Annotated in this window: 10 protein-coding genes; 6 read left to right on the forward strand and 4 right to left on the reverse strand. The window is 65.5% G+C overall.

The window, feature by feature from the left end:
- Positions 1-112 precede the first annotated feature (112 nt).
- The 6 genes from RSD66_RS14805 to RSD66_RS14830 all read left to right on the forward strand — a co-directional run bounded on the left by RSD66_RS14805 (position 113) and on the right by RSD66_RS14830 (position 7,193).
- A complete protein-coding gene (locus RSD66_RS14805; RefSeq protein ID WP_024355263.1) occupies positions 113-1,165 on the forward strand; it encodes a 1,9-bis(guanidino)-5-aza-nonane synthase in 1,053 nt (350 codons plus the stop codon).
- 149 nt (positions 1,166-1,314) lie between these two features.
- Positions 1,315-1,635, forward strand: a complete 321-nt coding sequence (locus tag RSD66_RS14810) for a hypothetical protein (RefSeq protein WP_003168675.1) — start codon at positions 1,315-1,317, stop codon at positions 1,633-1,635.
- Positions 1,636-1,716: 81 nt separating this feature from the next.
- Entirely contained in the window at positions 1,717-2,184 is a 468-nt protein-coding gene (locus RSD66_RS14815; RefSeq protein WP_415288463.1) for a hypothetical protein, read from the forward strand.
- Positions 2,184-3,008 (forward strand): PA-phosphatase, encoded by an 825-nt coding sequence (locus tag RSD66_RS14820; RefSeq protein ID WP_415288464.1) that lies wholly within the window; start codon positions 2,184-2,186, stop codon positions 3,006-3,008. Before RSD66_RS14815 ends, RSD66_RS14820 begins: the two co-directional genes overlap by 1 nt.
- Positions 3,009-3,035: 27 nt before the next feature.
- Entirely contained in the window at positions 3,036-4,001 is a 966-nt protein-coding gene (locus RSD66_RS14825; RefSeq protein ID WP_415288465.1) for a right-handed parallel beta-helix repeat-containing protein, read from the forward strand.
- A gap of 213 nt (positions 4,002-4,214) precedes the next feature.
- A complete protein-coding gene (locus tag RSD66_RS14830; RefSeq protein WP_415288466.1) occupies positions 4,215-7,193 on the forward strand; it encodes a TonB-dependent receptor domain-containing protein in 2,979 nt (992 codons plus the stop codon).
- Positions 7,194-7,280: 87 nt separating this feature from the next.
- Here the strand turns inward: RSD66_RS14830 and aguB are convergent, their stop codons facing one another.
- The 4 genes from aguB to RSD66_RS14850 form a co-directional block, all read right to left on the reverse strand.
- Positions 7,281-8,147: an N-carbamoylputrescine amidase gene (gene aguB, locus RSD66_RS14835; protein ID WP_415288467.1), complete on the reverse strand. Its 867-nt coding sequence runs from the start codon at positions 8,145-8,147 to the stop codon at positions 7,281-7,283.
- Positions 8,147-9,148 carry an agmatine deiminase family protein gene (locus RSD66_RS14840; protein WP_415288468.1) on the reverse strand — a complete coding sequence of 334 codons (1,002 nt, stop codon included), beginning with the start codon at positions 9,146-9,148 and terminating at the stop codon, positions 8,147-8,149. The genes aguB and RSD66_RS14840 overlap by 1 nt, the downstream gene beginning before the upstream one ends.
- A 312-nt stretch (positions 9,149-9,460) precedes the next feature.
- Positions 9,461-12,751 carry a TonB-dependent receptor gene (locus RSD66_RS14845; RefSeq protein ID WP_415288469.1) on the reverse strand — a complete coding sequence of 1,097 codons (3,291 nt, stop codon included), beginning with the start codon at positions 12,749-12,751 and terminating at the stop codon, positions 9,461-9,463.
- A 170-nt stretch (positions 12,752-12,921) separates the two neighbouring features.
- Positions 12,922-14,085: a capsular biosynthesis protein gene (locus RSD66_RS14850; RefSeq protein ID WP_415288470.1), complete on the reverse strand. Its 1,164-nt coding sequence runs from the start codon at positions 14,083-14,085 to the stop codon at positions 12,922-12,924.
- Positions 14,086-14,318 lie beyond the last annotated feature (233 nt).

Here is a 14,318-nt window from a genome sequence, read left to right on the forward strand (position 1 = left end):
CCTTGAACTGAAAAATGTCTCAAGGCTTTGGTACAAGCAGCGGCCCGTCGCTCCGTCCGGGCCGCTGTTCCTTATTGACGACGGGCGCTCAAATCCGAGGGAAACCGCTGAAATGAACGCTCCCGTTCAGTCGAACAAAAAAGCCGAACTGCTGGCCACCACCGTCGAGCACGTCGACATCACCAGCTTCGACGCCCGCCCGATCATCGATTCCATGCGCAAGATGTCGTTCAGCTCGCGCGACACCGCCCGCGCGGCCGACATCTTCAACATGGCGCTGGAAGACGAGACCTGCTCGCCGTGGCTGATCCTGGCCGGTTCGACCTCGGCCGGCGGCTGCATGCACGTCTATCGCGACATGGTGCAGTTCAACATGATCGACGCCGTGGTCGCCACCGGCGCCTCCATCGTCGACATGGATTTCTTCGAAGCCCTTGGCTACAAGCACTATCAGGCTGCGGGCCCGGTCGACGACAACATCCTGCGCGACAACTACATCGACCGCATCTACGACACCTACATCGACGAAGAAGAACTGCAGGACTGCGACAACGCGATCTATGAGATCGCCAATCGCCTGGAGCCGCGCGGCTATTCCTCGCGCGAGTTCATCTGGGAAATGGGCAAGTGGCTGTCGGAAGGCAACGCCAAGAAGCCCGGCTCGCTGATCCAGACCGCCTATGAGAAGGGCGTGCCGATCTTCTGCCCGGCCTTCGTCGACTCTTCGGCCGGTTTCGGTCTGGTCAAGCACCAGAAGGAACGCGCCAAGGCCGGCAAGCCGTACATGATGATCGACGCCGTCGCGGACTTCCGCGAACTGACCGACATCAAGATCGCGGCCGGCACCACGGCCCTGTTCATGGTCGGCGGCGGCGTGCCCAAGAACTTCGCCCAGGACACCGTCGTCTGCGCCGAAATCCTCGGTGAAGACGCCGAGATGCACAAATACGCCGTGCAGATCACCGTCGCCGACGTGCGCGACGGCGCCTGCTCGTCCTCGACGCTGCAGGAAGCCGCTTCGTGGGGCAAGGTTTCGACCACCTACGAACAGATGGTCTACGCCGAAGCCACCACCGTCGTGCCGCTGATCGGTTCAGACGCCTATCACCGCGACTCGTGGAAGAAGCGCGAGCCGCGCCAGTGGGCCAAGCTGTTCGGCAAGTAAGAAGAGGCCTTCGGTTCGCCGGACGCATCAAGGGCCGGAAGCGCACGCTTCCGGCCTTTTTTCATGCCCGGACTGCATCAGCGGCGCCCGCGCACGGAACCGGGCCGCCCTCCTGTCGATTGTTTCTAGTCCAGCCAAGGGAGAGCTCCATGACCGACCCCAAGACCGAAAACGACGAAAGCCGCGAAGCCGCCGCCATGGGCGAGAAGACCGATCGCGGCCACCTTCGCGACGCCCTCAACAAGGCGCTGGAGGGCACCGATTCGGGCTCTGACACCCGCGCCGGCTCCCTGCGCGGCGGGTCGGCGTCGGGCTCCGAGATCGATCCGGACCAGGACGTCATCAACGACGCGCTCGCCCGCGAAGGCCTGGCCGCGCGCGACGCCGCCACCCGCCCCGCCGGCGGACCTGAACAGGCGCGCAAGTCCACCGGCCAGCCCGGCGACGACGTTGACGCCCCTACCGGTTGAACCGCCTTGCTGCCGCCGCACGGATAGGCCACGGTGCATCCAAGTAGCGACATTAAGGATGTAGTGGGAATGAGGCGTTGCGTGGCGATCGGGGTCCTGGCGTTCAGCATCGGGCTGGCGGCGTGCGACAGTCCCGCCGCGTCCCAGGGCGAAGCGGCTGCGATCCCATCGGTCGAAGCGGGCGCGGAGGCGGCTACGGCCGACAGCGCCGCAGAAGCTTCGGCAGTCGTCATCCACGGCGCCCCGACCTTCGCCGCCCTCTATCCCGGCGCCGAGGCTGACGGCGCGCCGATCGCCGCCAATGGGCCGAGCGGGCCCGGCGGACTGATCACCTTCAGCACCGATGCAGACCCGGAAACCGTCGTCGCCTTTTATCGTCATCGGGCGGAGAAGGCCGGGCTGGCCTCGATCATGGCCATGAATCAGGGCGAGGCCCGCGCCTATGGCGCCGCCGCATCCGGCGATCGCGGCGCCAGCCTTCAGGTCGTCGCCTCGCCGGGCGAAGACGGTCTGACCTCAGTACAGTTGTCCTGGAGCGCCGGGGCCTGATGCGCGCGCCGGGCGGTCCGCGCGCCATCACGACGGCGGCCGTCCTGGCCGTCCTGTTGAGCGCCTGCGCCGGAACCCCCGCCGCCCTGCGGCCCGACGCCGCCCGCGCGCCTGTCGTGGCGGGCTATCTGGACGAAACCGTCGTGGCCGCCCTGGCCGACGCCGTCCCTCCGCCGCCTGCGCCCGGCTCGGCCGAAGATCTGGACGACAAGGCCCGTTCCGCCCGCTTCATCGCCCTGGAAGACACCGACCGCTGGCTGCTGGCCACGGCTCATGCCGAGTTGCGCCCGCCGCTGGCGCTGCAGCATTTCGACTGCGCCCTGAACGCGCGCCTGGATCCGGCCGCCATTCCGCAACTGACCCGGCTGATGCAGCGGCTGTTTCATGACGCGGACGGCGCCGCCGAGCGGGTCAAGGCCCGCGCCCATCGCCCGCGCCCCGTCGGCGACGATCTTCAGCGCAACGCCTGCCAGCGACTGACCGAGGCGGGCCGACGCAGCGCCTCCTATCCATCCGGCAGTTCGACGGTCGGCGCCGTCTATGGCGAAGCCTTCGCCGCCCTTGATCCGACGCGCGCCGAGGCCGCCCGCCGCATGGGCGACGAACTGGGCCGCAGCCGACTGGTCTGCGCCATGCACTATCCGCGCGACGTGGCCGCCGGCGACGCCCTGGGCCGCGCCGTGTTTCAGGCCGCCGTCGCCCAGCCCGCTTTCCAGGCCGATCTGATCGCCGCCCGTGCGGAATTGGCCGCCGTTCGAGCGACGGGCGCACGCAACCCCGGCTGCGCGGCCGAGGCGCAAGCGCTGGCCACGCCTCTGCCCTGATGGCCGCGCCCTGATGACGGCGGTGCGATGAGCGTTCTGGCGACCTTCCTGCTGCTCGCCGCCGAGGCCTGGTCCCTGCCCGCCGCCCGCCCCTGCGACGCCCAGGACATCGCCGCCCTGACCGCCGACGCCGATACGCCCTATCTGCTGGCCTGCCGCGCGACGCTGACGCCTGACCAGACGATCGTTCGCCCCGTGCGCATCATCGGCGCAGAAGCTTCAGGCGCCCAGTTGGACTGCGGCGGCGGGACGGTCGGCCGCCCGGACGTTCCGGTCGCGGCCTCAGCGCCGACCATCGCCATCTGGTCACGCCGTATCGACGCCGCCCTCTGGAGCCGTCCGACCGATGTCCGCATCCGCAATTGCCGGATCAACGGCGCCGTGCGGGTCTGGGGCATGGGCGCCGATGGAAGCTATGACGACCTGCGCGCCTCTTCGCGCACAAAGGATCACACCGACCGCCTTCAGGCGACGGCGCCCAGTCATGTGACGCTGGAACAGGTGACCATCCGCGCCGCCGGGACGATCCCCCTCTATGTCGGACCCGGCGTCACCCGGCTGAGCCTGCTGGGTTCGACCCTGGACGGCGACAGCGTCTCGACCGCCATCTATCTGGACGCCGAAAGCGCCGATAACCGGATCGAGGACAATCTGATCCGCACCCGAACGCAGCGCGAGATGATCGCGATCGACGGTTCGGCCCGCAATCGCATCATCGGCAACCGCTTCGAACTGGGCGGGCGGCCCGGCGTCTTCCTTTATCGCAACTGCGGCGAGCGCGGCGTCATCCGCCACCAGACGCCATCCTACAACACCATCACCGACAACCTCTTCAGCGGCGCAGCCCGACTGCGCCCTCGCCTGGTGGTGGAGAACGCTCGCCAGGGCCGACGTTCATATTGCGGCGACGACAAGGGCTACCCCTGGGGCAGCAGCGCCGATGACCGGGACGGAGCCTCGCACAACGTCGTTCGTTACAGTTTTGGGAATTGAGCGTATTTTTTGCGCCTCATCCCGAATTTTCTTCATTTGTCAGTATTTTTTTCTGCACTGTGCCATTATTGACGTAATTCCGACTTGCTTGTGGCAGGCCTCGCCGTAATGTCCCCACCGCAGGGCGAACGGCCCTGATGTGCCGCGAGCTGTCGATCGGTCCCTTCGTTCAAGGGCCGACGGCGGCTTGTTTTGTTCAGGAGAGGGTCTCTTTTGAAAAAGAGAATTGTTCGCGAGTCCTTGCTCGCTTCGACCATTATCGGGGGCGCCGCCCTCAGCTTCATGGCCGCCACCCCGGCGTTCGCCCAGTCGGCCGATGAAGATGTTGCAGAAGTCGCTTCCATCGTCGTCACCGGCTCGCGCATCCGCCAGCCCGGCTACGAGGCGTCCAGCCCCATCACGTCGCTGAGCTCTGAAGCGATCGCGATGTCGCAGCCGGTGGCTGTTGAAGAGCTGGTCAAGGACCTGCCGGCCGCCGTGCCGGCTGTCGGTTCGGCCACCAACAACGGTTCGGGCGGCGGCGCGACCATCAACCTGCGCGGCCTGGGCACCAACCGTACGCTGGTGCTGATCAACGGCCGCCGCGTGGTGCCGTTCAACCTCGAAGGCGTGGTCGACACCAACACCATCCCGCTGGCGCTGGTCGAGCGTGTCGACACCGTCACCGGCGGCGCCTCGGCCGTGTACGGCGCTGACGCCGTCGCCGGCGTGGTCAACTTCATCCTGAAGAACAACTTCGAAGGCGTCGAGGTCAACTCCTCCTACGGCTTCTCGGGTGAAGACGACGCCGTGCGTCGCAAGTTCGACGTCACCCTGGGCGGCAACTTCGCCGATGACCGCGGCAACGCCGTCGTCAGCTTCGGCTACACCAAGACCGACCCGCTGTACCAAGTGCGTCGTCCGTGGGGCGAGGTCGCTCTTTCCTCGACCACCGGCAACCCGCTGGGCTCGGGCACCTCAGTTCCCGGTCGCTTCGACCTGACCCCCGCCACGATTAGAGACGCCGACGGCAACATCATCCGTCAGGGCACGGCTCTGCCGCAGGGCGCAGAGTTGGATCCCACCACGGGCGCTCTGATCGGCTCGAACCACCCGAACTACAACTCGGCCGGTTACAACTACAACCCGTACAACCTGTATCAGACGCCCCTGAGCCGCTATCAGATCAACGGTCTGGGCAGCTTCAAGATCAACTCGGCAGCTGAAGTCTACAGCCACCTGACCTATGTCCAGAGCGATGTTTCGCTGGACAACGCGTCGAGCGGCACCTTCGGCAACACCTATCAGGTGCCGATCGGCAACCCGTTCATCCCGGACGCCATGCGCCAGCAATTCTGCGGCGCCCTGCTGATCGATCCGGCCAAGTGCGTCGCCGGCGCCGGCGGCGACACCATGATGGACCTGACCATCAACCGTCGCTTCACCGAAATGGGCACCCGCCCGGTCGACATCGAGAACAAGACGGTCCAGCTGCTGGCTGGCGTCCGTGGCGACATCAACGCCGACTGGAACTACGACGCCTACATCTCGCACGGCGAGACCCAGCAACTGCTGACGCGCCGTAACTGGGGTTCGCTGTCCAAGCTGCGCAACGCCCTGAATACGGTCTCGGCGACCGAGTGCCTGGTTCCGGGCGCCACCACCGCCGTCGCGGGCTGCGTGCCGATCAACGTCTTCGGGCCCGAAGGCACGATCACCCAGGAAATGATCGACTACATCAACCTGTCGTCGATGAGCAAAACCACCATCAAGCAGGACGTGGCCTCGGGCTCGATCTCGGGCCTGCTGCCGGAGCATCTGTCCAGCCCGTGGAGCGAGCGCCAGATCGCTGTCGCCTTCGGCGCCGAATGGCGTCGGTCGGGCGCCTCGACGCGCGGCGACGCGGCTTCGCAGACCAACGGCGAAATCCTGGGCACCGGCGCGCCGGTTCCGGATCGCAACGGTCAGTTCGAAATGCGTGAAGCCTTCGCCGAACTGGCGGTGCCGGTGATCGAGAACCTGCCGTTCATCCACAGCCTGAACCTGGAAGCCGGCTACCGCCAGACCGAGTTCAAGGCCGGCAGCTCCAAGACCAACTACGGCAGCTACAAGATCGGCGGCGACTGGTCGCCGATCGAGGACGTCCGCGTCCGCGCCATGTATCAGCGCGCCACCCGCGCCCCTAACATCGGCGAGTTGTTCAACCCGCAGGTCACCGGCCTGGGCAATATGGCGATCGATCCGTGTCAGTTGAACCTGATCAACTCGGCTGACGCCAATACGGCCGGCACGCTGAGCAACCTGTGCCGTCTGACCGGCGTGCCGGAAGGCGCGATCGGCTATGTGGCTGCGCCGAACTCGGGCCAGGTCAACCAGCAGACCGGCGGCAACCCGAACCTGGGTCCGGAAGAAGCCGACACCTGGACCATCGGCGCCGTCTGGCAACCGGCCTTCGTGCCGAGCCTGCGTCTGAGCCTGGACTACTACGACATCAAGATCGACAAGACGATCAACAGCCCCAGCCTGGCTGATGTCATGAACGGCTGCTACGACAAGGCCCTGAACCCGACGCTGGCGTTCAACGACAGCTGTAAGGCCATCCAGCGCAGCACCGCCAACGGCTCTCTGAACGGCGTCGACGCCAAGGGCGTCATCCGCCCGTCGACCAACGCCGGCAACGAGCGCGTCTCGGGCTTCGACATCGCGGCCAACTACCGCGTCGAACTGTCGGACTTCGGCTGGGGCGAAATCGGCCGCCTCGACCTGAGCGTCAACGGCAGCATCCTCACCAAGCACGAAACCCAGGCCACCCCGGCCTCCGTGCTGCGTGACTGCGTCAACTACTACTCCGTCTCGTGCGGCGAGCCCAAGGTCAAGCAACGCTGGAACAGCCGCGCGACCTGGACGCTGGGCGACTATTCGGCCTCGCTGAACTGGCGTCACCTGTCCGGCGTCGAAGTCGAGCCGAGCGCCACCAAGTGGTTCCCGGACTACGCCAAGATCGACAGCTACGACTACTTCGACCTGAGCGGCCGCTGGGACATCACCCAGACGGTGCGTCTGACGGCGACGATCAACAACCTGTTCGACAAGAACCCGCCGATCGTCGGCTCGCAGATCGGCACCACGGCTGCGAACAACGGGAACACCTTCCCGCAGACCTACGATGCGATCGGTCGCTACTTCACCTTCGGCGCCACGCTGAAGTTCTGATAGCGTTCAACGCATAAAATGAGAGAGGCGGAAGACCCCGGTCTTCCGCCTCTTTTCTATTGGGATCGGATTTTTACGAAGACCGGATCAGGCCGGGCGCCCCGTCGACAGGGCGCCGTAAAGATCCGTCCTGCGATCGCGGAAGAAACCCCAGGCTGCGCGGTGGCGATCCAGGAAATCCAGATCGAAGGTGTGGACCAGCACGCCCTCCTCCCGATCCAGGCTCTCGACCAGATCGCCGCGATGGTCGGCGATGAAGGAGTGGCCGTAGTAGGTCTGGCCTGCATCCGTCACCTGCTCGTGGCCGATGCGGTTGGCGCCGACGACCGGCACGACATTGGACACGGCGTGACCCTGCATGGCCCGCCGCCACGGAGCGGCGGTGTCCAGCGTATCGTCATGCGGCTCGGTGCCGATGGCGGTAGGATACAGCAGCACCTCGGCGCCCTGCAGCATCATCGCCCGCGCCGTTTCCGGGTACCACTGATCCCAGCAGATGCCGACGCCGATGCGGCCGAAGCGCGTGTCCCAGACCTTGAAGCCGGTGTCGCCGGGGCGGAAATAGTACTTCTCCTGATAGCCGGGGCCGTCGGGGATGTGACTCTTGCGATAGACGCCCATCAGCTCGCCGTCGGCGTCGATCATCACCAGGCTGTTGAAATAGTGCGGCCCCTCGCGCTCGAAGATGGAGACGGGCAGGACGACGCCCAGTTCCCTGGCCACCGGCTGGAGCTGGGTGACGGCCGGGTGCTCGCGCCACGGATATGCGGCGCCGAACCACTTCTCTTCCTGAGAGACGCAGAAGTACGGCCCCTGAAACAGCTCCGGCGCCAGGATGACCTGGGCGCCCTTGGCTGCGGCGCCGCGGATGAAGCCGATGGTCTTGTCGATGTTCGCCTGCATGTCCTCGCCGTACGAGGTCTGGATGGCGGCGAGAGTGATTTGACGGGTCATCACGCGGGCTCCTGCTGGCTGATGCAGTGGAAGGAACCGCCGCCCGACAGGGTGGCGATCGACGGCAGGGGGATGATCTCGCGATCGGTGAAGACAGTGGCCAGGGCCTCGCAGGCCAGACGGGCGGCCATCTCATTGCCATAGGTCGGCACGATGACAGCGCCGTCCGCGATCAGGAAGTTCATGTGGCTGGCCGGGACCGGGCGTTCGTCCTCGTCCAGGATCAGGCCCGGCGACGGGATGCGCAGCACCCGGATCGGGCGGCCTGCGGCGTCGGTCATGGCCGAGAGCGTCTCGGCGGCTTCGTCATAGACTTCGGCGTTGGGGTCCTTGGGGCCGAAACCGATCGGGCAGGCGACGACGCCGGGCGCGACGAAGCGGGCCAGGTTGTCGACGTGGCCGTCGGTATGGTCGTTCAGCAGGCCGTCGCCCAGCCACAGCACCTTCCTGGCGCCCAGGGCCTTGGCGAAGGCGGCTTCGGCCGTTTCTTCAGTCCAGCCGGTGTTGCGGTTGCGGTTCAGCACGCACTGGCGCGTGGTCAGCACCGTGCCCTCGCCGTCATGATCCACGGCGCCGCCTTCCAGAATGAAGTCATGGCGGGTCAGGGCGACGCCCGTCTGTTCGCCGATCTGGTCGGCGACCTCATCATCGTGCGGCAGGTCGTACTTGCCGCCCCAGCCGTTGAAGACGAAGGCCTGGGCCGAGGCCGATCCGGCGCCGAAGATCGGCCCCGTGTCGCGCAGCCAGATGTCGCCGAAACGCCCGGCCACGACGGTGACGCCGGCCACGTCGGCGAAGCGCGCCTGAGCGTCGGCAAGGGCCTCGTCATTGCCGACCATCAGCTTGACCTGTTCGCGGCCCGGCCCGGCCAGGGCGCGCACCAGGGCCTCGACCTCGGCCTGCGCCGGTTCGAGATTGTCCTCCCACAGATCGGCATGGCTGGGCCAGCCGACCCACATCGCGCGATGCGGCGTCCATTCAGCGGGGATAGGCAAGGTCATGGGCGAAGTCATGGGCCGAAAACGTCCACATAAAAGGGATGAAGCACGAAGGGGGCGAGATAGGCCCTGAAAGCCTCGGGTTCAATGGCGGCGGGCCTCGGCGGGTCAGCCGCTTCAACGCAGCAGGCCTGCTCAACTCGCCTTAGGCAGCGCGACCGCGCGGTAGGCGACCTAGAATGGCCTCAAGCAGCGCCACTGCGCGATAGGCTTACTTAACAATGGCCTCAAGCAGCGCGAATGCGCGGTAGGCCACCAAAAAGAAAGGGCGGCCCGTTTCCGGACCGCCCTCCCCTAGTCTTCGTTCAGCGTCGCTTAGAAGCGGTAGCGGACGCCGACCTTCACCTGCCACACCGACTCGGTGCCGAAGGTGCTCGGGCTGCGCGGCGTGAACAGCGTGTAGTTATACTTGCCGTCCACGATCGAGGCCCCGACGTTGTTCGAGGTGTAGGGGAAGCCGATCTGTTGGATCGTGCCCCACTCGTCGTTGATCAGGTTGCCCAGGTTCTTGACGTCGACATAGCCTTCCAGCTTGGCGCCGCCCGGGAAGAAGGCCGGCAGCTCCTGCGAGATGTGCAGGTCGACCGTTGTCACATAGGGCGACTTGAAGGCGTTACGCGGCGAGATTTCGCCGGCGTATTTGATCAGCCCCGTCGAGTGCAGGAAGTCGTTGAAGGCGCCGACGTTGAAGTTCGAGCCATAGGTGACGCGCGGATCGCTGGTCGCCGTGACGTTCCCCGACGAGTCGACGGCCGGCACGTACAGCAGCTGACGCTGGGTCGTGACGTGTTCGCCGTACAGGTTCGCCGGGCTGGTGCCGAAGGTGTAGCTGTAGGGCAGGCCCGAACGACGCTGGGCGTACAGGTTGAAGCGCGTGCGGTAGTCGCCGAAGAAGGCGCGCGAGTAGGTCAGGTTCAGCTTCAGCGCGTGCTCGATCTCATAGTTCGAGTCCGCCAGGGTCGGGTCGTTAGGGTCCGACAGAGCGATGTTGCCGAAGTTGGAGCTGGCCGTCGAGGAGGTCGCCGGCGAACGGTCCGTGCTGTCCAGATAGGTGTAGGACAGGTTGAAGCCCGCGCCGTTCAGCCAGCCGTCGTACCAGGCTTTGTCCAGGCCGATCGCGAACTGATCGGTCTTGCCGCCGTTCAGGTTGGTCAGCATCAGCACCTGCTGACCGCGACGGACCGGGTTCGGACCAAAGATCGGACGACCGTCAGGAGCCGTACCGGTCTGGGTCTGGGCCATGCTGAGGTCGACCCAGCCGATGGCGTTTTCCAGTTCCGAGTGAACGTACTCGGCCGTCACGCTCCAGCCCGAGCCCATGTTGAAGCGGCTCAGATCGAAGATCTTGTTGACGCCCAGCGAGGTCTTCCAGATCGACGGCGTCTTGAACGCCGGGCTGATCAGGTTGATGTTGCCGGTGCCGAGTTCGGCGCTCTCGGTGACCTTGTCCTTGAGCTGCTGGTTCGGGTTCAGACCATCGACGTTGCTCAGATACGAGCCGTCCGGACAGATGCCGAAACCGCCGGCGAACTGCGACTGATAGTCAGCGGCCGACTTGCACTGGAACGAGCCCGTCAGGTTGCCGGGGTTCGAATAGGAGTTCGAAATCCAGACGTTGGGCGAACCGCCCTGGAAGCGACCGAAGCCGCCGTAGACGGTCAGGCTGGGGTCCGGGCGCCAGTTGAAGCCGAAGCGCGGCTGCAGGATGCTGATACCGTCCAGGTTGGTGTCGTTGCCGAAGCCGAAGCGGTCATAGAACGCCTGGTTGTACTTCGGCTTGTCGTCCGAGGTGTACCAGTCGTAGCGCAGGCCGGCCGTCAGGGTCAGGTTGGGGCTGACCGACCATTCGTCCTGCAGGAACAGAGTGTTCAGGGCGTAGCTGAAGCTGGCGCCGCCGTCGTTCTTGTTGTTGCTGGCGGCGTTGGTGTAGCCGACCGACGAGGCCTTACGGGCTTCGAAATCAGCGACCGAGGCGAACTCGTACTCAGCGTTCGCCACCTGGACGAACAGGTTGAAGATGTCCTGTTCTTCGCGCTCATAGCCGCCGGTGAAGCGGTGACCGAAGCCGGCTTCCCAGTTGCCGACCAGGCGGTACTGCATGGTGTCGACCGTCAGCATATTCGCGTGACGCGAACGCTCGGGACCGAAGCGGATCGAACGACGCACGCCGGTGTTCGTGCCGATCGGCGGGTCCAGATAGACCTGCATGGCGGCGAAGTCGTTGCCGCCCAGGCCGTTCGACAGGTTCTCGGTTTCCTTGCGGCTGATCGAGAACTCGGTCGAGAAGGTGTCGGTCCAGTCCGAGAACAGCTGGGCCTTATAGGCCGTCAGGTTCTGGTCGATCTGATAGGCCGACGACAGCAGGCCGACGCTGACGTAGGCGCCGTTGGTCACCGTGTTGTTCAGACGCAGGTCGCTGCCCTTGGTCTGCTGGTACGAGAAGACCGCGCGGTGCTGGTCGTTGATGTTCCAGTCCAGCTTGGCGAAGTATTTCTCGTCCTGAACGGTCAGGGCGTCGGCCGACCAGTCGAGCGGATCGTAGCCGTAGACGCTCTTGGCGATGTTGCGGACCTCGTCAACCTGGGCCTGGGTGATGCCCGGCGCCTGGTTGACGGCGCCCGAGCCTTCCGGACCGGACAGGACCGGTTGGGTCGACTCATACTTTTCGTAGTTCAACAGGAAGAACAGGCGGTCCTTGATGATCGGGCCGCTGAGGGTCGCGCCCCAGGTCTTCTCTTCGAACTCGCCGGTCAGCGAGCGGTTCTGACGCTCGCCCGAGACGAAGTCCTTATAGCTGAAGCTGTCGCCGCGCAGGCTGTCGTTGGTGACTTCCCAGAAGGCTTCGCCGTGGAACTCGTTGCCGCCCGACTTGGTGACCGAGTTGATCACGCCGCCGGTGAAGCTGCCGTACTGGACGCCGTAGGGGGCGACATCGACGCTGACCGCCTGCAGCACCGAACGCGAGATCGGCGAGCGCAGGGTCGGATAGCCGTTGCCGTTCAGGCCGAAGTCATCGCCCTGCTTGATCCCGTCGATCAGCATGGCGTTGTAGCGGGTGTTCTGGCCGCCGATCGACAGGGCGTCGTTGTTCGTCGGGTCCACCGTGGCGAACGGCGTCGTGCGCACGATGTCCTTGATGTCGCGGCTGATGGACGGCAGCGTCTCGATGTCTTCCAGGTTCAGGCGAGCCGTCGGCGAGGTGCGCACAGCACGCACGCCGCGCACGACCACTTCAGCCACTTCGGTGGCGCCCGCGTCGGCCGCCATAGCCGAGACGGTGACGTCGAACACGGTCGGGGCGCCGATGCCGACGCTGCCCAGTTGAGCCGTCTCGGTCTGGCCGTCCACCATCACCGTCACCGAGTACGGGCCGCCGACGCGCAGGTTGCGGGCGGTGTACAGGCCGTCTTCATTGGTGACCGTCGTGGTGCTGGTGCCCGACGGAATGTGGGTGACGACGACGGCCGTATTGGCCACCGGCGCGCCGGCCGCGTCCGTGATCACGCCCCGGATGCCGCCCGTGGTTTCCTGGGCGAAGGCGGCGCTGGAGGTCGCCAACAGGATAGCTGCGGCGGAAACCCCATAGGCGAGGTTGCGGTTCAACATGGGTGCTGTGATCCTTTTCGACGCATTTGCCAGAACGACAATCAGCGCGGTCATTGATGAGGCGGCTTTAGGCCCCCCATCGGACGCTCGGACGACAACTGGATGACAGAACGATGACAGCGCCCAAGGGTGACCTGAGAGCCACACCGTACAGAGGGCGGTTCGGCGACCTAGGCTAGGCGTGTGGCCAGGGCGTCCGCCACGCGTTCGGCGGTCGCGTCCAGCGCACGGGGCTCATGATAGTTGCCGTTGATCTGGGTCCGACTGATCACATAGGCGCGGAAGGCCGTGAACAGGCTGCGGTCCGCCGACGCAGGCGCGTCCCAGAATTCATCGAGCGGCTTTTGATCGGTCAGTCCCTCGAAATCAAAGAAGGCCTGCCCCAGCACCTTGACGGGCGTGCCGAAACCAAGCGCCGACAGGGCCGCGCTAGAGTTATTGACCACCATGCCGCGCGAAGCCCGGCACAGCTGAGCCAGATTGCCCCCGTCGATGAAGTCGACACGGCCAGTCAGGCCATGCCTGGCCGCAAGGCGTCGCGTCTCACGGCCCAGGTTGATCACGCCGGGATCCAGCGGATGGTTTTTGACAAGCAGCCGCATCGACGCAGGCGCCGAGCGGGCGAAGCTGGCCATCACCCGATCCAGGAAGGACAGATTGTCGTGAATCTCGGAGTAGCGCAGCAGTTGGGCGTCGCCGTCCCGCTGCAGACAGGCGATAAAGAAATCGCCCTTGGCCTGAAGGCGCCCCACGTCCTTGGCCTGGGCGCCTGATACGGCGAGGGCCAGATATCGCCGCACATGGCCCACGCACTGCCTCCACGGCGAAGCGGTGTAATAGTGGCGATAGTGCGGGAACATCAAACGGCCAAAGGGCTGGACCGCATGATAAAAGCTGATGTTGAGCACGTGATGCGGCAGGATCTTGCCGACAGGCCTTGAAATCGGCAGTTCCGGCGGCGGCGGCGGATAGCCTGCGCCCGAACGCGGCAAGCCGCTCGAGGCATTGACGCCGTTCCGCTCCAGAGTGATCCAGTCAGGCCGAAAATAGCCGTTTTCCAGCACCCAGACACGGGCTGGAAGCTGCTTCGCCTGGGTCAAGACGCCCTGGTTATAGGGGCCGCCCTCTCCGAAAAGGATGATGTCGGTGAACTCTTCAGCCAGACGCGCGACGTCCTGCGGCCACTGCGTGGCGGGACGGCGATAGACGAGGCCGCCGGCCCTCCCCCAATTCGAAATGTCTCCGGCGTTGAACAGCATGCGGCGCACTTCGCCGCCCCGGCTCTCGATGGCGCGCGCCAGCCTGCGCCCGAACCGCCCGAAGGGCGCGGACACGACAAGAAACCGCCGTCCAGTCAGGTCGACAGGAGCCTGTAGGCCGGCGACCGGCTGGTCTGGATCGAAGGGCGCGAGCAAACGCTGATATCTCTCTTGCGGCAGAGCCTTATTAAACTTCAGACCGGCGCGGACAAGCCAATAAGGCCGCGCGCCGTCTGAAGCCTAAACACAACCGCCGAACTCAGAAACCTGAGCTCGGCGGAAGGTTCTTATCGACGCTTCTACGGTCG

Origin of the sequence: Brevundimonas sp. S1H14 (assembly GCF_047716865.1) — a bacterium.
GTDB classification, from domain to species: domain Bacteria; phylum Pseudomonadota; class Alphaproteobacteria; order Caulobacterales; family Caulobacteraceae; genus Brevundimonas; species Brevundimonas naejangsanensis.

Excerpts from the sequence above, each read along its gene's own strand:
- aguB (WP_415288467.1), bottom strand. The coding sequence starts at position 8,147 with ATGACCCGTCAAATCACTCTCGCCGCCATCCAGACCTCGTACGGCGAG.
- RSD66_RS14805 (WP_024355263.1), top strand. The coding sequence starts at position 113 with ATGAACGCTCCCGTTCAGTCGAACAAAAAAGCCGAACTGCTGGCCACC.
- RSD66_RS14845 (WP_415288469.1), bottom strand. The coding sequence starts at position 12,751 with ATGTTGAACCGCAACCTCGCCTATGGGGTTTCCGCCGCAGCTATCCTG.
- RSD66_RS14840 (WP_415288468.1), bottom strand. The coding sequence starts at position 9,148 with ATGACCTTGCCTATCCCCGCTGAATGGACGCCGCATCGCGCGATGTGG.
- RSD66_RS14820 (WP_415288464.1), top strand. The coding sequence starts at position 2,184 with ATGCGCGCGCCGGGCGGTCCGCGCGCCATCACGACGGCGGCCGTCCTG.
- RSD66_RS14810 (WP_003168675.1), top strand. The coding sequence starts at position 1,315 with ATGACCGACCCCAAGACCGAAAACGACGAAAGCCGCGAAGCCGCCGCC.
- RSD66_RS14825 (WP_415288465.1), top strand. The coding sequence starts at position 3,036 with ATGAGCGTTCTGGCGACCTTCCTGCTGCTCGCCGCCGAGGCCTGGTCC.